Source organism: Lentzea rhizosphaerae, assembly GCF_042649515.1.
GTDB classification, from domain to species: domain Bacteria; phylum Actinomycetota; class Actinomycetes; order Mycobacteriales; family Pseudonocardiaceae; genus Lentzea; species Lentzea aerocolonigenes.
Genome location: NZ_JBHRZI010000040.1, coordinates 51,262 through 72,865, shown reverse-complemented (window position 1 = coordinate 72,865; position 21,604 = coordinate 51,262). Strand labels below are relative to the sequence as shown.

General features: G+C 69.5%; 14 protein-coding genes and 1 pseudogene. 8 read left to right on the top strand and 7 right to left on the bottom strand.

The window, feature by feature from the left end; genetic code table 11:
- Positions 1-12 precede the first annotated feature (12 nt).
- A complete protein-coding gene (locus ACFOWZ_RS40260) occupies positions 13-2,730 on the top strand; it encodes an AfsR/SARP family transcriptional regulator (protein WP_382379227.1) in 2,718 nt (905 codons plus the stop codon).
- On the opposite strand, the gene ACFOWZ_RS40255 is transcribed toward ACFOWZ_RS40260, so the two are convergent.
- Together ACFOWZ_RS40255 and ACFOWZ_RS40250 are read right to left on the bottom strand one after the other, a co-directional pair.
- Positions 2,716-3,189, bottom strand: a complete 474-nt coding sequence (locus ACFOWZ_RS40255; protein WP_382379225.1) for a hypothetical protein — start codon at positions 3,187-3,189, stop codon at positions 2,716-2,718. The two genes, ACFOWZ_RS40260 and ACFOWZ_RS40255, sit on opposite strands and share 15 nt — an antisense overlap.
- A 55-nt stretch (positions 3,190-3,244) precedes the next feature.
- Complete coding sequence (locus ACFOWZ_RS40250) at positions 3,245-4,708, bottom strand: sigma-70 family RNA polymerase sigma factor (protein ID WP_382379224.1); 1,464 nt, start codon at positions 4,706-4,708, stop codon at positions 3,245-3,247.
- A 205-nt stretch (positions 4,709-4,913) separates the two neighbouring features.
- Here ACFOWZ_RS40250 and ACFOWZ_RS40245 point away from each other — a divergent pair.
- Positions 4,914-6,560, top strand: a pseudogene (locus ACFOWZ_RS40245) (glycoside hydrolase family 15 protein); the annotation flags it as partial.
- Positions 6,561-6,677: 117 nt separating this feature from the next.
- Here ACFOWZ_RS40245 and ACFOWZ_RS40240 read toward each other — a convergent pair.
- Entirely contained in the window at positions 6,678-7,892 is a 1,215-nt protein-coding gene (locus tag ACFOWZ_RS40240) for a sensor histidine kinase (protein ID WP_382379223.1), read from the bottom strand.
- On the bottom strand, positions 7,889-8,572 hold the full coding sequence (locus tag ACFOWZ_RS40235; RefSeq protein ID WP_382379222.1) for a response regulator transcription factor: 684 nt from the start codon (positions 8,570-8,572) through the stop codon (positions 7,889-7,891). Before ACFOWZ_RS40235 ends, ACFOWZ_RS40240 begins: the two co-directional genes overlap by 4 nt.
- Positions 8,573-8,705: 133 nt before the next feature.
- Here ACFOWZ_RS40235 and ACFOWZ_RS40230 point away from each other — a divergent pair, with 133 nt between their 5' ends.
- From ACFOWZ_RS40230 to ACFOWZ_RS40215, 4 genes are read left to right on the top strand one after another with little or no spacing between them, the layout of a single operon-like run.
- Positions 8,706-9,896, top strand: a complete 1,191-nt coding sequence (locus tag ACFOWZ_RS40230; RefSeq protein ID WP_382379221.1) for an ABC transporter ATP-binding protein — start codon at positions 8,706-8,708, stop codon at positions 9,894-9,896.
- Positions 9,897-9,909: 13 nt separating this feature from the next.
- Positions 9,910-11,187, top strand: a complete 1,278-nt coding sequence (locus tag ACFOWZ_RS40225) for an ABC transporter substrate-binding protein (protein ID WP_382379219.1) — start codon at positions 9,910-9,912, stop codon at positions 11,185-11,187.
- The gene (locus ACFOWZ_RS40220) at positions 11,184-12,479 is read left to right on the top strand and encodes an ABC transporter permease (RefSeq protein ID WP_382379217.1); all 1,296 of its coding nucleotides are present in this window, start codon (positions 11,184-11,186) and stop codon (positions 12,477-12,479) included. The genes ACFOWZ_RS40225 and ACFOWZ_RS40220 overlap by 4 nt, the downstream gene beginning before the upstream one ends.
- Positions 12,476-13,381 carry a carbohydrate ABC transporter permease gene (locus ACFOWZ_RS40215; protein ID WP_382379216.1) on the top strand — a complete coding sequence of 302 codons (906 nt, stop codon included), beginning with the start codon at positions 12,476-12,478 and terminating at the stop codon, positions 13,379-13,381. The genes ACFOWZ_RS40220 and ACFOWZ_RS40215 overlap by 4 nt, the downstream gene beginning before the upstream one ends.
- Positions 13,382-13,429: 48 nt before the next feature.
- On the opposite strand, the gene ACFOWZ_RS40210 is transcribed toward ACFOWZ_RS40215, so the two are convergent.
- Together ACFOWZ_RS40210 and ACFOWZ_RS40205 are read right to left on the bottom strand one after the other, a co-directional pair.
- A complete protein-coding gene (locus ACFOWZ_RS40210; protein WP_382379215.1) occupies positions 13,430-16,126 on the bottom strand; it encodes an NACHT domain-containing protein in 2,697 nt (898 codons plus the stop codon).
- A gap of 186 nt (positions 16,127-16,312) precedes the next feature.
- A complete protein-coding gene (locus ACFOWZ_RS40205) occupies positions 16,313-18,646 on the bottom strand; it encodes an ATP-binding protein (RefSeq protein ID WP_382379214.1) in 2,334 nt (777 codons plus the stop codon).
- Positions 18,647-18,793: 147 nt separating this feature from the next.
- On the opposite strand from ACFOWZ_RS40205, the gene ACFOWZ_RS40200 reads away from it, so the two are divergent.
- Complete coding sequence (locus tag ACFOWZ_RS40200) at positions 18,794-19,948, top strand: glycosyltransferase 87 family protein (RefSeq protein ID WP_382379213.1); 1,155 nt, start codon at positions 18,794-18,796, stop codon at positions 19,946-19,948.
- On the opposite strand, the gene ACFOWZ_RS40195 is transcribed toward ACFOWZ_RS40200, so the two are convergent.
- Complete coding sequence (locus ACFOWZ_RS40195; protein WP_382379212.1) at positions 19,896-20,552, bottom strand: RraA family protein; 657 nt, start codon at positions 20,550-20,552, stop codon at positions 19,896-19,898. The two genes, ACFOWZ_RS40200 and ACFOWZ_RS40195, sit on opposite strands and share 53 nt — an antisense overlap.
- Before the next feature lie 111 nt (positions 20,553-20,663).
- On the opposite strand from ACFOWZ_RS40195, the gene ACFOWZ_RS40190 reads away from it, so the two are divergent.
- Positions 20,664-21,599, top strand: a complete 936-nt coding sequence (locus ACFOWZ_RS40190) for a hypothetical protein (RefSeq protein ID WP_382379211.1) — start codon at positions 20,664-20,666, stop codon at positions 21,597-21,599.
- Positions 21,600-21,604: the final 5 nt, after the last annotated feature.

Genomic DNA, 21,604 nt, shown 5'->3' with positions numbered 1-21,604 from the left:
CGAGGAGGGTCAGTGCGCTATCGGCTTCTTGGGCCGCTGCAGATCTGGCGTGGGGGCGTCGAACTGCGGCTGGGTGGACCCCGGCAACGGGCACTGCTGGCAGCGTTGGCACTGCACGCCAACGACACGGTCAGTTTTGAACATCTGGTTGAAGCCGTGTGGGAGTCTCCGCCAGCGGCGCCGGAATCGAACATCCGCACGTACGTGGCCGCCGTGCGCAAGCTGGTGCTGGACGACCTCGTCACGGTACCCGGCGGTTACCGGCTCATGGTGCCGGACGACGAGGTCGACGTCGGCGTGTTCGCACGGCTGTGCGCCGCCGGTGACGAGGCGCTGAAGCAAGGTGATCACCGCGCGGCGGTCTCGCAGTACGAACAGGCCCTGGCGTTGTGGCGGGGCCCTGCGCTGGACGGACTCACGGTCGGGCCGCGCCTGGAGGCCGAGCTGACCCTGCTGCAGGAACGCCGGCTCACCGTCGCCGAACAGCACGCGCGCCTCGCCATCGAGCTGGGGCAGGGCGAACGGCTGATCGCCGAGCTGCGGCGGCTGACCAAGCAGTTCCCGTTGCGCGAACAGCTGTGGCTGCAGCTCATGCACGCGTTGCAGCGAGCGAACCGGCCGGCGGAGGCGTTGCAGGCGTTCGAGGAACTGCGCGTGCTGCTGGCCGACGAACTGGGCACCGATCCGGGCGCTGACCTGCGGGAACTGCACGAACGGCTGCTGCGCGGCGACGAACCAAGGCCCGCGCTGAACACCCTGCCTCGCGACGTCGCGGACTTCACCGGCCGCACCGCCGAGATCGAACGGCTGACCAGGGCCGTCACCGGCAAGTCGGCCGTCGTGATCTCCGCGATCGACGGCATGCCCGGCGTCGGCAAGACGACCCTGGCCGTCCACCTGGCACACCGCCTGGAATATCCGGACGGTCAGCTGTTCGTCGACCTGCACGCGCACACTGCGGGCCGTGCACCCGTAGAGCCGACAGACGCGCTCGACGTGCTGCTGCGCGCGCTCGGCCTGGAGGAGATCCCGGTAGGCCTGGACGAACGGGCCTCGCTGTGGCGGGCGGAGCTGTCCCGGCGACGGCTCCTGGTCGTGCTGGACAACGCGGCGAGCGCGGACCAGGTGCGGCCTCTGCTGCCGGGCGTTCCCGGCTCGTTGGTGCTGGTCACGTCACGTGCGCGGCTGGTCGAGCTGGAGGGCACGTCGACGCTCACCCTCGACGTGCTGTCCGAGGCGGAGGCGTTGCAGCTGTTCGCCACGATCGTGGGCGACGAACGCGGCACGGACGACGCGGCACGCGAAGTGGTTGAGCTGTGCGGCAGGCTGCCCCTCGCTGTGCGCCTGGCCGCCGGACGGTTGCGCAGCCGCCCGACCTGGACCACCGCCCACCTCGCGACGCGGTTGCGCGAGGGACGATTATCCGAACTGGACGCGGTCTTCGCGTTGTCGTTCGGCCAGCTCCCCGCAGGACACCAGCGGCTCTTCGGCCTGCTCGGCCTGCACCACGGCACGGACTTCGACGTCCACCAGGCGGCCGCGCTGGGCGAGCTCGACCTGCTGGAGTGCGACGGGATGCTCGAGGACCTCGTCGACGTGCACCTCCTGGAGGCGACCACGCTCGGCCGCTACCGGATGCACGACCTGCTCCGGCAGTACGCGCAGTCCAGGGTGGACTCGTCGCGCGAGCCGCTCACCCGTTTGCTCGACCACTTCCTGGACACGGCGAACCAGGCCACCCGGCTGATGTCGCCCGCGGCCCGCAAGTACGAGGTCGACATCACCTACCGGCCCGAGTCGCGGCTCGTGCTGCGCGACTACGACCACGCCGTCGAGTGGCTGGAAACCGAACGACAGACGCTCGTCGCCGCCGTGGCGCTCTCACTTGGCGGTGACTGGCGCACACACACGTGGCAGCTCGCGCGCGCGATGACGTTCTTCTGCATGGTGCGCGGCCACACCCGTGACTGGGCCACGATCAACGAACTGGCGCTGGAGGCCGCGAAGGACGAACCGGCCGCGCTCGCGATCACCACGAAGAACTACGCGATGGTCTTCTGGCAGACGGCGCGCTATCAGGACGCCATCTACTACAACGAGCGCGCGATCGAGATGCTCCGCGAGCAGGGCGACCTGCAGGGAGTCGCCGGCACGCTGAACAACCTGTCGCTGGTGTACCGGACGCTCGAACGGCACGCGGAGGCCGCCGAGCTGCTGGAACAGGCGATCACCGTGGCGAGGGAGCTGGGTGACCGCCACCTCGAGTCCCAGGCGATGAGCAACGTCAGCAACATCTACAGCGCGCTCGGCCGCTACGACGAGGCGCTGGAGGCCTGCACGTCGGCGCTCACCCTGATGCGCGAGATGGGCAGCCGCCGCGACGAGGCCGACACCCAGAGCGCGCTGGGCATGATCCTGCACGCCATGGGCAGACACGAGGAGGCGCTGGAGGCGTTGCGCTCGGCGCTCGCGGCCGTGCGCGCGATCGGGGACGTCACCACGGAGACCGTGGTGCTCAACTACCTCGGCGACGTGCTCACCGCGGCCGGACGTCCCGAGGAAGCCCTGGCACCGTTGCGGGAGGCGCTCGACCTCGCGGAACGGATCGACGACCGGCGTGAGGCCGCGAACGCGCACAAGCACCTCGCGAAGGCGGTCGCGGACCCCGCCGAGGCGGCCCGGCACCGGAAAGAGGCCGAAGAGAGGTTCGCCGCGCTAGGCACCGAGTGAGCGCGGACCGGGCTTGCCGCCGGGGAGCACGGCACCGCGCGGCAGCCCGTCCCGCAGCAACGGCAACAGCTTGGGGTGCTTGCTCATCAGCACCGCCGCCGTGCCGTTGCGCTGCTGCGTCCGGCGGCAGAAGTGCGGTGACAACGGCACCCCGAGGTACGCGTGTGCCCGTGGGCCGTACACGACCACTTCGCCCTGACCGCACCACGCCGCGGCGACCGGACCGCCGTCGGTCCACACGTACCCCTCGACGTACACACCGCCCTGATGACGCGCCGCCTCGCTGAAGGCATCGCTGAACGTCACCTGCGGTTGCAGTCGCGTGCGCGCGTTGGCGGTCCACCACGTGCCGATGTCGAGGACCAGGCCCTCCATGCTCGCGTGCGCCCACTCCGAGTCGTCCACGAGCGTGCGGAACGGCGCCTCCAGCCCGGTCAGCGCCGCCGTGAGCTCCTCCACCCGCTCATGGTGCGTCGCCGGGCCCGATCTTGCTGCCCGAAGTGGAATTCGCCCGCTACTTGATGGTGATCGTGATGCTCAGCTCGACGGAGCCCGCGACACCGGTGATGACGCCGTCCCCCGCCTTGTTCCCGGCCTGCAGGCGAGCCCGGAACGTGACGGTCTCGCCCGGTTCCAGCGTCTCGCCGCCCTCGCACGTGATGGTGCCCTTGCCCGCCGGGCAGCCGACGAACCCCGCGGACAGCTTGCCCGGCCCAACGGTCTTGATCTTGTCGGGCATGGTCAACGTCAACGTTGGCAGGGTGGTGGGGCCTGTTCCGGTGTTGGTGAAGCTGATGTTCATCTCGTTGGGCGGGCCCTCGGTCGCCATGGCGATCTCGCTGGGCGCGGACGCCGACAGCCGGCCTTCCCCGGCGGACGCGACCGACGAGATGGTCGGCGCCGGCCGGTTCGCCGCGCTGGACCCGACCGGTGGGGCGGTACCGGCGGCACTGCCCGTCGGCGTGTTGCCGGAGGTCGGTCCGACACCGGACGACGAACCGGTCGGCGCGGTGGCACTCGCCGAGGTGCTCGACCCGACCGGTGGTGCGGCGCCGGGGGTGTCGGACGGGTTGTCGGAGGTGACCACACCCGACGCGGCGACGACCACGACCGCCGCGGCCGAGGCGGCCACCCCGACCCAGGACGCCGCGCTGATCGTGATGGCACCCTTGGTCGCGGTCGCGGCCGCAGCCAGGTAACCGGCGGTGCCCGTGCCGAGCACGATGGGGGCGACGAGACCGCGCAACGCACCGTTGACGTCGGACAGTTCGCTCGCGAGCTTGCGGCATTCGGCGCAGTCGTCCATGTGCGCGTCGAGCTGGACGGCCTCCCGTCCCTTGAGCCCGCCTCGCGTCCACGCGCCGAGCTTCGTCACCGTCGCACGGCAACGTTCCGCGGGCTCCTGGTTCACGTGCGCCTGGAGGAACGCCTTGCGCAGGCCTTCCCGGGCGCGGAACGCCATGGCGGACACGCCGTTCGCGGTCAGACCCAGCAGCGGCGCGATCTCGCCGGGGGACTGACCTTCGATCGCGGTGTGCCACAACACGGTCTGCCACCGTTCGGGCAGCGTGGCGAACGCGGAGGCGGCCAGCTCCTGGTCGAGGTCCTCCACCGCCTTGTCCCGGAAGGGAACGCTGGTCGCCCTCGTGGCGCCGGGGACCTCCTCGACGTTGCCCGCCAGTTCGAGCCGCTTCTCCTTGCGCGTCCGGTCGTACGCCGCGTGACGCACCGCGGTCAGCAGGTACGGCCGGAACGCCGAACCAGGACCGCCGCCGGACCGCAGCGCGGTGAGCACCTTGGCGAACGCGTCGGACACCAGGTCGTCGGCGTCCGCGGAGGACGTGGACAGCTGCATCGCCAGCAGGTTCGCGGATCGCTTGTGGCGTTCGTAAAGAGTGCCGTACGCCTCGACCTTGCCGTCTCGGACGGCATCGATCAGGTCGGCATCCGACGGCGGTCGTCCACGCTGCCCGATCAAAGAAAGCCGCCTTACGTCATGCCCGGCACTGATACGCGGACCCTATCGAGATGACTCAACGCGAACAATCCACGCATACGAAACTGATGCAATAAAAGAGGTTTAGGGCGGGCCTAAGTCTTGCCCAACTGGGGCCGGATGGCCCTGGCGCAGACTTACGTTGCCTGCCGTGACGGACTTCCTGACCCAGCTCCCGGTGCGCACGGCGGTGCCGATCGAACGGCACAGCCTGCTCTCCGACCGCCGTGCCCTCGCCCTGGTCACGCCGGACGCGGACGTGACGTGGCTGTGCCAGCCCGCCCCGGACTCACCTGCATTGTTCGCCAAACTCCTCGGCGGGGAAGGTCATTTCTCGATCAGGCCCCGAAAAGACCAACTGCCGCTGGGCCAACGGTATGCACCCGGTTGCATGACCGTGCAGACGCGCTGGACCGGCCTGCAGGTCACCGACCGGCTCGCGGGCGGTCTCGTCCGCGAGGTCGACGGAAGGGTGCCCGCGGTCGTGGAGTTCGCGCCACGTCCAGAATTTGGCCAGTTTCCGGTGCGGCTGGAGCGCACCGCCGACGGACTTCGCGTGGCGGGCACACCGATCGAGCTGCGTTCACCCGGTGTGGACTGGCTGATCGAGGACGGCACGGCCACCGCGGTGATCATCCCACCTGTCGTGCTCGAACTGCGGTGGGACGCCCGACCGTCCGAAGAGGACTGGGTCGAATGGGTGGAGGCGTTGCACCTGCCCGCCGCTCACCGCGATCTCGTCCGAAGATCCGCTCTCACGTTGCGAGCGTTGTGCCACCGCGACACCGGCGCCGTGCTCGCCGCCGCCACGACCTCGCTGCCCGAGCAGATCGGCGGCATCCGGAACTGGGACTACCGCTACTGCTGGCTGCGCGACGCCGCCCTCACCGTGCAGGCGTTGGTGTCGCTGGGATCGACGAAGGAGGCAAGCGCTTTCGTCGACTGGCTGCACGGCGTGCTCGCCACCGTGCCCGGTCCCGAGCACCTGAACCCGCTGTACACGGTCCGCGGCACGACCCTCGGCCCGGAGGTGGTGATCGACAGCCTGCCCGGCTACGCGGGTTCGGGTCCGGTGCGCGTCGGAAACCTCGCCGACCAGCAGGTCCAGCTCGACGTGTTCGGCCCGATCGCCGACCTCGTCCACGACCTCGCACTGGCCCGCGGCACCCTCGCCGACCGCGACTGGGAGGTCGTCACCGCGATGGTCCGCGCCGTGACGCTCGCCTGGAACGAACCGGACCACGGCATCTGGGAGGAACGCGACCTGCCGCGCCACCGCGTGTACTCCCGCGTGATGTGCTGGCAGACGCTCGACCGCGCCATCGCACTGGGCGCCCGCTTCGGCCGATCCGTCGACCCCGGCTGGCTCTCGTTGCGCGACACCATCGCCGACGACGTGCTCACCCGCGGCTGGAACCCCGGCGTCGGTGCCTTCACCACGGCCTACGACGGCACCGACCTCGACGCCGCGTCCCTGCACGTCGGCCTGTCCGGGCTGCTCGACCCGTCCGACGAACGCTTCCACGCCACCGTCGTCGCGGTCGAGGACGTCCTGCGCAGCGGCCCCACCGTGTACCGCTACCTGCGCGACGACGGCCTGCCCGGCGACGAGGGCGGGTTCCACCTCTGCACGACGTGGCTGATCGAGGCCTACATCGCGGTGGGCCGTCGTGCGGACGCGGAGGAGTTGTTCGAGAGCTTCGTGAGGCTCGCGGGACCGACGGGACTGCTGCCGGAGGAGTACGACCCGGTCGCCGAACGCTCGTTGGGCAACCACCCGCAGGCCTACTCGCACCTCGGCCTGATCCGGTGTGCGCTGCTGCTGGAGCCGTGATCGTCAGACGTCGCCCCGTATTTCGATGTTCAGACGGGTACATCGTGGTGCCGGTGCCGCGAGGTGCCCTGCTGAGCACCGGAAGACGCGGCGATGGCTGACGGTCACGGCTCCACATCAGGGGTGACCGTGCCACAGCCGCCACGCACGCGGGCTCGCCGGCTCGTGGTGGCTGTCGGCCTCGGAGAACCGCAACCGGACGCGCGCCCCGCCCAGCCGTCCGCGTTCGAGGTGGATCGTCCCGCCCGTCGCCTCGGCGGCGGCGCGGGCGATGTCCAGCCCGAGCCCGGTCGACCCGCCACCGCTGCTGCCGCGGTGCAACGCCGAGGACGGATCGGCCACCCCGGTGCCGCCGTCCTCGACCACCAGCGTCACCCACCCGGCGTGCCGGACGACCGACACCCCGACGGGAGCGGCGGTGGGGGTGTGCCGGAACACGTTCTCCAGCAACGCGTCCACGACCGCCCCCAGCGCGTCGGGTGACAACGGCACCCAGCACGGCTCACCGACGTCGATCTCGCACACCCGTCCCTGGTCGGCGGCGTGCGCGGACCAGAACGCCATCCGCGCTTCCACCACCGATGCCACGTCGCATGTGCTCGTGGACTCGCCCTCCACGGGTTGGAGGGCCTGGATGATCCGGTCTACGTCGTGTCCCAGCGTCCCGACCGCGCTGCGGATCCGGTCGGCGACGGGTCCCGACCCCACTGCGTCGGCGTCGAGGCGCAGGGCCGCCAGCGGCGTGCGCAACCGGTGCGACACGTCCGCGATCATCTCGCGCTCCTTGGCGAGCAGCTGGGAAGTCCGCTCCGAGGCCGCGTCGATCGACTCCGCCAGCGCTTCCAGTTCGCGAGGCCCGCGCAACCGCACCCGCCGCCCGGTCGACGAGGCGAGCGCCCGCAGAGCTTCGATCACGGGCGTGAACGGCCGATGCCCCAGCCACACCGCCAGCCCCAGTGTCACCACAGCTACGCCCAGAACCACGAACACGGCACCGTAGGGGAACGGCACGGTCGCCGGCACCACCGACACCGTCGCCCCGCCAACGGACACCGCCGGCGACCCGCCACCCGCACCGAGCCGCGTGCCGTTCGCGAGCACCACGGACAGCCGCCCCTGGGCACCTGCTGTCGTGCGTGCGATCGTGCCGCGGACGACGTCGGCGTCGGACGAGACCGCGAGCACACCGGCGACCACGGCCGCGTCCCGCTGATCAGCCGCCCGCGCACTGGACGAGGCTTGTGAGTACAGCAGAAACCCTGCCGTGGCCAGGAAAACGACCGTCACCAACCCGGCGGCGATCAGCAACGCACGGGTGACGACCGATCTCATTCGGGCGCCGCCAGCTTGAACCCCACACCGCGGACGGTGTGCAGATAACGGGGATGCGCCGCCGTTTCCCCGAGCTTGCGCCGCAACCACGACGCGTGGACGTCGATCGTCTTGTCGTCACCCACGTACGGATGCCCCCACACGGCCTGAATGAGCTCCCGCCGCGAGATGACACGCCCCGGCCGTTGCGCGAGATACGCCAGCAGGTCGAACTCACGTCTGCTCAACGCGAGCACGCCGTCACCGAGCGTTGCGGATCGTTGTGCCAGATCGACGCTGAGGTCGCCGACGACGACAACCTCGGAGGGAGCGGCGGAACCACCCGTGCGGCGCAACAGCGCGTTGATCCGCGCCGCGAGGTGTTCGGAGGAGAACGGCTTCACGATGTAGTCGTCCGCACCCGCGTTCAACGTGCTCACGACGGAGTTCTCGGCGCCCCTCGCGGTGGCCACGATGACCGGCACGTTGCTGACCCCGCGCAGCATCCGCAGGGCGGCGACACCGTCCAGATCGGGCAGCCCGAGGTCGAGAATCACCAGGTCCAGCTCGTTCGTGCCCGCTTCGCGCAACGCGGCGACCGCGGTGCCGACGGCCTGCACGACGTGCCCGAGGTCGGTCAGCGCGTGCACGAGCGCCGCCTGCACCACCGGGTCGTCCTCGACCACCAGCACCTTCGACATACACGCAGCGTAAGCAGCGAACCCGCCGATTGGGAGAGGTGTTTCGAGCTTATCGAGATCGTGTTTCGTCCTTAAATCTCCCTTAGGGCGGCCGGGCCTACGGTCTGCAATCACACCGAACCAGGGAGTTGGCGTGGCAGAAGTCGTTCTCACGGGCCTGGGCAAGGCCTACGGTGACGGCACCCGTGCGGTCACCGACCTCAACCTCGACATCCGCGACGGGGAGTTCCTGGTGCTCGTCGGCCCGTCGGGCTGCGGCAAGACGACGGCACTGCGGATGATCGCCGGGCTCGAGCAGATCACCGAGGGCACCATCCGCATCGGCGAGCAGGTCGTCAACGACGTCCCGTCACGTGACCGCGACGTGGCGATGGTGTTCCAGTCGTACGCGCTCTACCCGCACCTGAACGTGTACGACAACATCGCGTTCGGCCTCACGTTGCGCAAGCTGGCCAAGAAGGAGATCGACCACCGCGTCCGCGAGGTGGCCGAGGTCCTCGAACTGACCGAGCACCTCGACCGCAAGCCCCGCAACCTCTCCGGCGGTCAGCGGCAGCGCGTCGCGATGGGCAGGGCGATCGTGCGGGCACCCCAGGCGTTCCTGATGGACGAGCCACTGTCCAATCTGGACGCCAAGCTGCGGGTGCAGATGCGGGCGCAGATCGCCCGCATCCAGCGCGAGATCGGCGTGACGACCGTGTACGTCACGCACGACCAGACCGAGGCCATGACGCTCGGCGACCGCGTGGCCGTCATGCGACGCGGTGTGCTGCAACAGGTCGGGCCGCCGCAGGAGCTCTACGACCGTCCGGTCAACCTGTTCGTGGCCGGGTTCATCGGTTCGCCGGGCATGAACCTCGTGTCCGCGCGGCTGGAGGAGAACGACGGCCGGTTCTGGGTGTCGCTCAACTCGGACGCCCTGCTGCTGCCGGAGTCCGTGCTGCGCCAACGACCGGCGCTGCGGCAGTACGTCGGCCGCGACGTCGTGGTCGGCATCCGGCCGGAGGACATGGAGGACACGGCGCTGGCCGACGCCCGCGAGGGCGAGATCCTGCACTCCGTGGCCGACCTCGTCGAGGCCATGGGCTCGGACGTCCTCGTGCACTTCCCGGTCGACGTGCCGCCCGTGGTCACCGACGACACCCGTGAGCTCGCGCAGGACGCCGGCACCGACGACCTGCCCAAGACCAGCAAGGGGACCGTCCTGGTAGGACGGTTCAGTCCGCGCACCCGCATCTACGAAGGACAACCCGTCGCCGCCTGGGTGGACACCTCCCGGCTGCACTTCTTCGACCCGGCCACCGGGTCCTCGATCTGGAAGTAGAGGAGACGCTTCGATGAGGAAGCAGTTCATCGCACTGCTCGCGCTCGCCGCCGCCGCGTGCTCGGGAGGTGCGGCGACCACCAGCGCCGAGGACCTCAAGGGGCAGACCGTCGAGGTCGTCGGCCCCTGGACCGGTGACGAGCAGAAGAACTTCGAGAAGGTGCTGGCGGAGTTCACGTCGAAGACCGGCGCCGAGGTGAAGTACACACCAGCCGGCGACGAGCTGCCCACGGTGCTGCAGACCAGAATCTCGGGTGGCACACCACCGAACGTCGCGTTGATCGCCCAGCCCGGACTCGTCGCCCAGTTCGCCGAGGCCAACGCTTTGAAGCCCGTGAACGCGGACGTCGAGAAGGCCGTCACCGACCACAACGCGGCGGTGTGGAAGAAGCTCGGCAGCGTCGACGGCAAGCTCTACGGCTTCACCTTCAAGACTGCCAACAAGTCCGCGTTCTGGTACAGCGAGAAGGCCTTCAAGCAGGTCGGCGCGACCCCGCCGGCGACGTGGGACGACCTGGTCAAGACCAGCAAGGCGATCTCCGAGACCGGTCTGGCCGCGGTGTCGGTCGGCGGCGCGGACGGCTGGACGCTCACCGACTGGTTCGAGAACGTCTACCTGCGCACCGCGGGTCCCGAGAACTACGACAAGCTCGCGAAGCACGAGATCCCGTGGACCGATCCCAGCGTGCGCAAGGCGTTGGAGGAACTGGCGAAGCTGTGGGGCGAGCCGACGCTCGTCGCCGGTGGCGCGCTGCAGACCGAGTTCCCCAAGTCCGTGATCAACGTCTTCGGCGAGCCCCCGACGGCCGCGATGGTGTTCGAGGCGGACTTCGTCGCGAGCGTGATCACCACCAACACCAAGGCGAAGGTCGGCCAGGACGCCAAGTTCTTCCCGTTCCCGTCGGTCGCGGGCAGCAAGGACGCGGTCGTCGCCGGCGGTGACATGGCCGTGCAGTTCAAGGACGACAAGGCGACCACCGAGCTGATGAAGTTCCTCGCCTCGCCGGAGTCCGGTCAGATCTGGGCGGGTCTCGGCGGATTCCTGTCGCCCAACAAGGACATCCCGTCCTCCGCCTACCCCGACGACGTGACCAAGGACCTCGCCAAGCGGGTCGTCGACGCGGGCGACAACGTCCGGTTCGACATGTCCGACCTCGCTCCCGCCGCGTTCGGTGGCACGAAGGGCGCGGGGGAGTGGAAGGACCTCCAGGACTTCCTCGCCGACCCGAAGAACGTCGACGGCATCATGCAGCGACTGGAAGCCAACGCCGTCAAGGCCTACGGCAAATGAGGCTCCGGACGAACGTGGACGCCGCGCCGGGGCGCTCGCCCCGGCAGGCGATCCCGTTCCTGCTGCCCGCGCTGGTCGTGCTCGCGGCGCTCGTGCTGTACCCGTTGGTGTACTCGCTGATCCGCAGCTTCTTCGACGCCAGGGGTGACGAGTTCGTCGGCCTGAGCAACTACGTCGACACGTTCACCGACCCGCGCACGCTCACCGCGTTCCGCAACAACGTGATCTGGGTGGTGGTCGCCCCGGCGGCCGTCACCGGTCTGGGCCTGATCTTCGCCGTGCTCACCGAGCGCATCAGGTGGGCGACCGCGTTCCGGCTGGTGCTGTTCATGCCGATGGCGATCTCGCTGTTCGCCTCCGGCATCATCTTCCGGCTCGTCTACGAGGAAGACCCGAACCAGGGCATCGTCAACGCGGCCGCGGTCGGCGTGCACGACGTGTTCAGCCCGGCCTCGCAGTACCCGGGGGCCCGGCCGCGTGAGGGTTACGCCGCAACGGAAGCGGGTTTCACCGCGTCGCGGCCTTCCCGGGCGGGCGAGGTGATCACGTTGCCGCTCATCGGTTTCTCGCCGCAGGACGTGCCCGCGCAGGCACTCCCGGCGTCCGTGCCGTCCGCGGGCGACGGCGAACTGCGCGGTGTGGTGTGGCTCGACGTGTCGGTCGGCGGCAAGGCGGGCACGGTCGACCCGACGGAGCGCGGTCTGCCGGGTGTCGCGGTGGAGGCCGTGAGTGAGGGGAAGGTCGTCGCTCGCACGACGACCGGCGACGACGGCAGGTTCACGTTCCCCGACCTGGCGAGGGGTGAGGTCGTGGTGCGCCTGCCGTCGTCGAACTTCACGCTGCCGTTCCGAGGCCTGACGTGGCTCGGGCCGTCGCTGATCACCCCGGTGATCATCTCGTCCTGGATCTGGATCATGACCGGGTTCGCGATCACGTTCATCGCCGCCGGCCTCTCTGCGATTCCCCGTGACGCGCTGGAGGCCGCGCGGGTCGACGGCGCGACGGAGTGGCAGGTCTTCCGCCGCGTCACGATCCCGTTGCTGTCGCCGGTGCTGCTCGTGGTCTTCGTGACGCTGGTGATCAACGTGCTGAAGATCTTCGAGCTGGTCTTCGTCATCGCGCCGGGTTCCGTGCAGGAGGAGGCCAACGTGCTGGCCCTGCAGATGTGGCAGGTCTCGTTCGGCACCGGCGGCGACCAGGGTGCCGGCAGTGCGCTCGCGGTGATCCTGTTCCTGCTGGTCGCCCCCGCGATGTTGTTCAACATCCGCAGATTCCGACGGGAGCGGTCGTGACGCTGGTAGCCGAAGAGGTCCGCATCGACGTGCCGGTGTCCGGCGCGCCGCGGCGAGGAGTGGTGTCGCGGGCGGTCGGGCGGCTCGGCAACGGGTTCGTGCAGGTGCTGCTCGCGGTGGTGGCGGTGTTCTGGCTCGTTCCGGTGTTCGGTCTGCTGATCGCGTCGTTGCGCGACGAGGCGGCCAACACCTCGAGCGGCTGGTGGACGGTGTTCACCAAGCCCGCCGAGCTGACGCTGGACAACTACGCCGAGCTCGTCGCGAACCAGGCGGTGTGGCAGTCGTTCCTCAACACCTTCTACATCGCGGTTCCCGCCACGGTCCTGGTCGTCGTCATGGCGTCGTTGGCCTCGTACGCGTTGTCGTGGATCGACTTCCCCGGCCGCGAGACGCTCACCGTGGTGGTGGTCGGGCTGCTGGTGATGCCGATCCAGGTCGCGCTGATCCCGGTGGCGAAGCTGTTCGGCGCGTTCGGGCTGTTCGGCACGATCACCGGCGTCGTGCTGTTCCACGTGGCGTTCGGCCTGCCGTTCGCCATCTTCCTGCTGCGCAACTTCTTCACGGGGATCCCGCGCGACCTGATCGAGGCCGCGCGGATGGACGGCGCGACGGAGTGGGTGATCTTCAAGCGGGTCGTGCTGCCGGTGGCCAAGCCGGCGATCGCGTCGCTGACGATCTTCCAGTTCCTCTGGGTGTGGAACGACCTGCTGGTGGCGCTGGTGTTCGCGGACCAGGACTCGGCGCCGATCACCGTGGCGCTGCGGGCCCAGCTGCGCCAGTTCGGCACCAACATCGACCTGCTCGCGACCGGGGCGTTCCTGTCGATGATCGTGCCGCTGGCGGTGTTCCTGCTGTTCCAGAAGTACTTCGTGCAGGGGGTGCTGGCGGGGTCGACGAAGTGACGGGCGTCGCGCTGCGCGGGACGTGAGCCCGACCCGCTCCGGCGGCGCTCACCGGCCGGACAGGTCGGCGGCCAGCGCACTGAGCAGGTGCTCGGCCATTCTGCGGTGAGGACCGTCGTTCGCGTAGTCGGTCAGCAAGACGCCGATGGACTTGCGGACGATGCCCTGGTTGGCGGGAGACGCGGTGCGGATCAGGTTCGTCAGGCGCTCTTCGACGAGCGACCGGTGGATCCGGGAGCTCGAGGAACACCAGTCGTCGTCGGTCCACGAGCCGGTCGTCGCGGCGGCGCGCAGCTCCGCGCTGACGATCCGCCGGATGATCGCCGGAGTCGGTTGGACGTGCCGAAGGGCGTCCGCACTGAACTCGAGGGCCAGCGGGTGGTCTTCCGCGGTGATGAGCTGGAGCATCTCGCTCGCGCCGTCGTCGTGCTTCTGGTCGTAGAGCTGCAACGCGATGCGCGCCACCGGGCCCCAGCGGACGTCCCGGCTGCGCGCGTGGATGGCGAGCCAGAGCGACTCGGCAGTCTTGTTGCTGCGCACGAGGTAGTCGGCGGCGAAGAACTCCAGGAAGGTTCGATGGGTGAAGCCGTAGGTGGGCTGGCCGTGATCCGAGCCGCTGTCGCTCAGCACCCACGGCCGTCCGGTGCAGAAGTCGACGAACGCGGCCGCGTGCTCTGAGGCTTCGTCGTGGTCGAAACCCTTGTCCTCGAGGTAGTTCATCAGCACCGACATGATCTTCTGGCGCGGCCAGGAGGTGGTCATGTCGTCGCTGGAGGTCAGCTGCCTCCACGCGAGGTACCCCACCGCACCCCGCAGCCTGCCCTCGAACCTCGCCGGCAGCGGCACGCCGCGCATCTGGTCCCACTGTTCGAAGAGCATCAACGCGCACTTCTCGTAGACCTGTGCGAGGTTGGTCGGCAGGTAGTGCTCGCTGGCGTACATGGAGCACAGCAGCGCGAGCAGCAGCGGGTTGCTGCGCAGTTCGCCAACGGTGTCACCGTGCTGGAGGAACGTGTCGGCGAGCGTGGCCCTGTCGTGCTCCGAGGTGTTCGCGTCCAAGGCGAACCACCGTCGCACGTAGACGGAGACCTGGTGGTCGTCGAACTCTTTGATTACCCCGACGTCGAACTGCTTCGGGTTGAGCGCCGCTGTCTCGTAGCCGACCTTCCTGGCGGTGACGATGATCGGCACTGACGGGTACTCGTCGGCGAAGGACTCGATGAGGCGGGCGAATCTGTCGCGCAGGTCGGTGTCGACGAGCTCGTCCACGCCGTCCAGCAGGACCACGGCCCTGCGGTTGCGGAGCAGGTACTCCACTGCGCCCGCGGGTGGCTCGATGTTGTAGGGCTCGCGGCACAGAGCTTCGAGGTAGGCGACCAGGCCACGTCCCCCTTCTCGCAACGCGGTGGCGAAGTTGCGCAGGACGAGCAGGAACGGCACCCGCTCGGTGTCGTCGGTGGCGATCTCCCAGGCGAGCTTGGCCATCATGGTCGACTTGCCCGCGCCCGGATCACCCAGCAACACCGACCTCGTGCCCACCTGGGCGCTGGCTGACGCGCCCTGGAGGTTGGGAGTGACGTAGAGGTCGTCGTACGCGACTGATGCGCTCATGCCGGTGACGCGCAGGTGCGGCAACCGCATGACCGCGTGCGTCACAGCGATCCTGGCGCGCATCCGGTCAGCGAAGCCGCGCGTGTCCTGCACCGCCTTCAGCTCGCCCAGCGACATCACGTTGTTGGTGGCGCATTTGGTCGCCTGATGGCTGAGCCAGGCCGCGACCTCGTCGGTGACCACCGGCAGCAGCAGCGTCGGAATGCACTCCTCCACCGACTCGACCACGGCGTTGAGCAGGCTGAGCGCCCCGTTGTTCCGGATCCGCTCCGAGAGTTCGACGTGGAGGCGAAGCCCGTGGGAAATCTCGATGCGCAGTACCGCCGCGATGTCTTCGTCCTTGTGGTCGAAAAGTCTCCAGAGCAGAACCTGGAATTGAATCTCCTCGAAGTCCGGCGAGTCGAGATAGCGTCGCAACGCCGACATCTGCGTGGGCGTGAGGTCTGCCCCGAGAGCCGATTCGGCCCCCGCCAGGATGCCGGCTCGGAGTGCGGCCTGGACGCGACGATCTCGCAGGTGTGCGTTGACCAGACGGAAGGTCTTGCTGCCGGACGGGGCGTCGGCTCGGCGCAGCGGAGCGACCGGCGGACGGGGCCGACTGCGGCGTGGCAGCCCGCTTCTCGTGTAGACCGGTGGCGGGCCCAGCCGTGGTGCGGGATTCGCGGGCTGTCCGGTGAGCAGGCGCAGCAGGTCCTCGGCTCCGGACGTGGTGAACGCGTGGACGTGGTACACCGTTGAGGTCGCCGGGGCGAGGAAGTCAGGCACTCCTGCCACCGACTCGCCCGGCAGCACCACCGGAATGAACCGTCCGAGTCCACGAGGGTCCGTGTAGAACGCGCCCCGGATCAACCGGGCCTCCCACTGGACTCCTCGCCCCGTGTTCCGGCTGGTACGTCCCTCCGCCCGCTCCCGGTAGGCCGCGGATGCCACCACCAGCACGCGGTCCGCCTGTCTGATCTCGTCTTCCATCCACAGCGTCCAGTCCCGGCGGTCCTCGGTCGCCCCGAGGTCCAGCTGGGCGTCAACGCCGTTCGAGCGCAGGAAGCACCACAACTCGCGGACCTGCTCCTTGTGCTCGTCCGAGTCGTGCGCATACGAGATGAAAACGCGTTGAGGACGCGCTGCCTGATCCACAGTCTCCCCTTTCCGGAACGCGTCATCGTTGCATCACGAGCAACATGACTTTGCTGCGGGCGGGAAAATGGAGCAGGTCCAGTTGTGTTTACCTCAGGATTTGTGGACAAAAAGTTGACACAGGCGCTTTTTGATGGCGGAAGTGTCACTCGATCGAGTGGATGCTTCCGTTCGGTGCGGGACCCGCTAGCCGAGAGCTGCCGCCAGCACGGCGGCGATCGTGCGCACCGCGGGCGTGTCGTAGCGGTCGCACTCGGCCAGCGCCCGCACCCGGAACTCCCTGGCCTGCGCGGCGTCCCCGGCGGCGTCCGCCAGGTCGGCGAGCCGCGCCATGATCTCCACCCGCTGGTCGGACAGCCGTGCCTCGTCCAGCGCTGCCAGCAGCTGGTCGCGTGCCTCGTCGAACCGGCCGGCGTCCATCAGCAGCAGGCCCCGGTGGTGCCGCACCCGCGCGACTCCGGCGGTGGTGCCGTGTTCGCGGAACAGCGACTCCGCCTCGTCGAGCAGTTCCAGCGCGGCCGGCACGTCGCCTGTGGCCGCCACGCTCGTGGCGAGGCGGATCAGCAGCATCGACAGCAGTTCGTCGTCGCCGCCGACCTTGCGGTGCTGGTCCACGCTCCGTTGCTGCACCTCCACGGCCTCGTCGAGCTCGCCGGCGGTGCGCAGCATCAGGCCGAGCAGCGAGAGCGCCAGGTTCTCGCCGATCAGGTAACCGGCGCGCTCGAACAGCTCGACGGACCTGCGGCCGAGCCACACGGCCTTCTCCGGTTCGCCGACCCGCCGCCGGATCGCCGAGCCGTAGTACCAGGTCCAGGCTTCGGTGACGGTGTCGTCGATCGGGACCGCCGCCGCCTCCTCGTGCACGGCCAGCGCCTCGTGCGGCTGCCCGCACAACGCGTACAGCGCCCACGACAGGTAGTTGAGCTGCTCTGCGGCGTCCCTGGCGTTGCCCAGCCACCGTGCCGCGTCCGCGCCCGCGCCGAAGACCTCGCGCCACAGCTCGCCGACGCCGTGCATGTCCGAGTACCAGTGCATCGCCTGTGCCAGCGCGAGAACGCGCTCGTGTTCTTTCGCCGCCACCGCCGAACGCAGTGCGCCGCGCCAGTTCTCCAGCTCCAGCTCGAGCCACCGGGCCGCGGACTCCTTGTCGCGCACCGGACCCGCGCTCTCGGCCGGCACGTCGTGGTCGAAGAACCGCGCGGCCCTGGTGGCGACGTCGAGCAGCCAGTGCCGCAACCGCGTCCGCAGCTCGGCGGCCACGGCCGGGTCCTCGTCCAGCTCCAGGCGCTCGGCGGCGAACACGTGCAGCAGGTCGTGGCGCGTGTACCGGCCGGGCGTCTCGCCGATGCCGAGCAGGCTCGCGTCGGCGAGCTCCTCCAACGCCTCCTGGGGGAGGTCGGTGAGCACCGTGGCGACGTCCTCGCTCGTGTCCGGTCCGGGGATCAGCGCGAGCCTGCGGAACAACGACGCCGCTCCGGGACTCAGCTGGTGGTAGGAGATCTCGAACGCCGCGCGCACCTGGAGGTCGCCGGCGCGCAGCACGGACAGCCGGCGCCGTTCGTCCTCCAGCTGCTCCGCGAGGTGGCCGACCGTCCACTGCGGTCTGCTCGCCAGCCGGTGGCCCGCGATGAGCAACGCGAGCGGCAGGCCACCGCACAGCTCCGCGACCCGGACGGCGGCCTCGGTCTCCTCCGCCAGGCGTTCGGGGCCCGCGACGATGCGCAGCAGGGCGACCGAACGGTCCAGCGGCAACAGGTCCAGCGCCAGCCGGTGCCGCGCGTCGAGGCCCGTGAGGGTTCTGCGGCTGGTCACGAGCACCAGCGTGCCGGGGCTGGACGCGAGCAGCGGCCGCACCTGCGCCTCGTTCGCGGCGTTGTCCAGCACCAGCAACACCGTCCGGTCACGCAGCTGGGACCGGTACAGCGACAGTTTGTCGTCCGGATCGGAGGGGATCTGCCGCTCGTCCACGCCGAACGAGCGCAGCAGCCGGTGCGCGGCCCGGTCCGGGCTCAGCGGCTCGGTGTCCGTGCCGCGCAGGTCGAGGAACACGCAACCGTCGGCGAACCGTGCGCCCAGCCGGTGACCCGCGTCGACGGCGATCGCGGTCTTGCCGGCGCCGGGAGCACCGTTGACCACCGCGATCTGCAACCGCGACGACGACGCCGCGTCCTCGGCGAACCCGTCCAGGACCTGCCGCTCGACCTCCCTGCCGGTGAGCTCGACGAGCACCGGCGGCAGCGACGACGACGGCGCGGCGAACGGGAAGCCCGGCCGCTCCTGCGCCGCGGACGCCCTGCTCGCGCGGGCGAGCGCGGTGAACTCCGCCGCCTCGTCCTCGGGCAGCCCGAGCCCCCGCACGAGCAGCTGCACGGTGCGGAACTGCGGGCTGAGCGTGCGCCCGCGTTCCATGTCGCTGATCGCCCGCGTGCTCAGCCCGGTGCGTTCCGCGAGTTCTTCCTGGGTCAGCGGAACACGGGAACGGTAGAAACGAAGAAAGTCCCCGAACGCTGTTGTGCTCACCCTTGCGCCCCCTGTCCGCTCAAGCACATCATGCGTGTGAAGAGACGTCTGGCGAAGCCCGTCGTTGCTGGCAAGAGCGATTCTGCCGGTAGTTCTGCCGGTTGTTCAGCAAGGTGAACACGTTCGAGTGTCAATAATTTCGAAAGCGTGTCCATCGCTTCACCGATGCGGACGACCGACGAAGTTCCGCACAAACTGATTCGTCTCGCGAAAAGCCACTGGGTTGCCGGTGCGCTGTGGTCTGCAGCGTTCGTGTGGCTGCTCGTGACCTGGTCCGGTCACTACCCGATCGACCTGGACGTGTACCGCCTGGGCGGCCTCGCCTGGCTCGAGGGCAGGCCGCTCTACGTCGGCTTCACCGGTCCGCCGCTCGACCCGCAGCTCCCGTTCACCTACCCGCCGATCGCCGCGGTGCTGTTCAGCGCATTGACCATCGTGCCGCAGAGCGCGCACACCCTGCTGATGGTGGCGTTCGGTTTCATCGCGCTGACCGCGGTCTGCGTGGTGGTGGCGGGCAAGGTGCGCCCCGATCTCCGGTGGACGGCCGGCCTGCTCGCCGCGATCGGCGCGCTGGCGCTGGACCCGGTGTGGGGGACGTTCGGCTACGGCCAGGTCAACCTGTTCCTGCTGGCCCTGGTGGTGACCGACTGCCTGCTGGTGACGGACCGGCGCTTCCGCGGTGTGCTGGTCGGCGTCGCCGCGGCGATCAAGCTGACGCCCGCGATCTTCGTGCTGTACTTCCTCGTCAAACGCGACTGGAGGGCCGCGGTCACGTCCGTCGCCACCTTCGCGGGCCTCGCCGTCGCGGGTTTCCTCATCGCGCCGAGGGATTCGGTGCAGTACTGGTTCCACTCGCTGCTGAACCCCGACCGGATCGGCGACATGTCGTTGTCGACGAACCAGTCGATCCGCGGGCTCGTGCGCGACCTGGGCCTGGCACAGGGCGTTGAAACGCTGCTGTGGGCGGCACTGGCAGCGGCCGTGGTGGCGCTCGCGGTGTTCGTGGCGCGGCGCACCCGCGACGACCTGGTGGCGTTGTTCGTGATCGCGGCCGCCGGACTGCTGGCCTCACCGGTGTCCTGGCTGCACCACTGGGTGTGGTGCGTGCCGGTGCTGGTGTTCCTCGCCCTGCGCGGCAATGCGTGGCCTGCGTTCGCCGCGGTGTTCCTGGTGTTCGTGACGCGGCTGCACGAGTTCGACACCTTCGTGTGGCTGACCGTGGCGGCGCTGGGCGTGCTCGCGGTGACGGTCAGTCCACCAGAGCGCGCAACACCGACTGTTCTCCCCGCTGCAGCGCGCTGACGTGCTCGGTGAGGTTGAACGCGTCACTCAGCGTCGACCCGCCGTTGAGCATCTCGACGACCTTGTGCTCGGTGTTCTTGACGGCCAGCGCGGCGTCGAGAACGGCCCCGGCCCGCTGCGGGTCCAGCACGACGAGACCTTCGTCGTCGCCGAGCACCAGGTCACCGGGATTGACCACGACTCCGCCACACGTCACCGGAACCTGCAGTTCCCCGAGCTGTGAGGCCGTGCCGGCGCGCGGCGTGACGAACCGGCTGTAGACGGGAAGCTCGCAGCCCGCGACGTAGGACATGTCCCGGTAGCCACCGTCCACGACGATGCCGCCGAGACCCCGCACCAACGCCGCCCGCGCGAACATCTCGCCACCGAGCGCGGTCTCGCGCGCCCCGCCGTCCACGACGATCACGGCGCCGGCTTCGGCGGTCTCGACCGCGCGCAGCACCGCGAGGAAGTCCTCCCGGCAGCGCACGGTGAACGCGGGCCCGAAGACGCGCGTCGTCGCGGACCTCGGACGGATCGCGCTGTGCACGACCCGCGTGGTGCGGTCGGCGTCGCAGATGGCGGTCGTGTCGACAGCGAGGAACCGTTCGAACAGATCGTTCACGGCGCCATCGTGACATCCACTGATCATCGCTGCTCGCCGCCCGGACGTTTCCCCTTTCCTGTGGCCACTTTTTGTCCTCTATTTCGCCTAACGCCGGACGGGTGTCGAGCGATGAGAGGTCCGAACAGCGCAGCGGAGGAGGTGCGGGTGAGCGCGGTGATCGGGTCCGATCCGGATCAGCTCGACCAACTGGCGGCAACGATGCTCGCCTGCGCCGACAGGTTGGACGGCGTCCGCTCGGAGCTCGCGTTCGTGCTCGCGGCCTCGCCCTGGCAGGGCGGTGACGCCGACGACTTCCGCTGGCAGTGGGGACATCAGCTCGCGGGACTGTTGCAGGGTGCCTCGACCGCGTTCCGGGAGGCCGGGGCGCGGGTGCGGGGTGACGCCGGTCAGCAGCGTCAGGCGAGTGCGGACGACGGTGCGGGAGCGGGGGCGCCGTCCGCCGGACGAGCGGGCGGTGGTGCGGACTCAGGTGGCTTTGATCCGCTCGGCTCCGCTCTCTGGCTCGGCGGGCACGTGCTGGGGGCGCTCGGTTTCGGGGCCGGCGCGGCCGGCGTGATACGGGACGCGAACCGCGGTCTGCTCCGGTGGAAGTGGACGCAGACCACCGCGCACGAGGTGATCCGCCTCGGTGACGCCGTGCGAGTGGGGGACGCCGTCCCGTTGCGGACGGCCGGGAAGCTCCTCGGCAAGTTCGCGCTGCCCATCGACGTGCTGAACACGGTGTCTGACGGGTTCGAGTTCGCCGACGAGGCAGGAAAGGACGTCACCAGCCAGGAGACCTTCAACGCCGGCGTCTCGACCGTCCTCGGTGCTGTGGGTGTCGGAGTCGGTGTCGCGGGACTGGTGTTGGGCGCGCCCGCAGTGGCTCCCGTGGCCGCAGGGCTGTTCGTGGGCACCGTGCTGTGGGAAGCCGCGGTCGCCTTCACCCCGGCAGAGGAGTGGCTGCACGACGGCCTCTGGGGTGTGGCGGACGGCGTGGGCAAAGCGGCCGACGGTGTCGGCGACATCATCAACGGCGGGCTCAACGCCCTGCTCGGACGTTAGGGAGA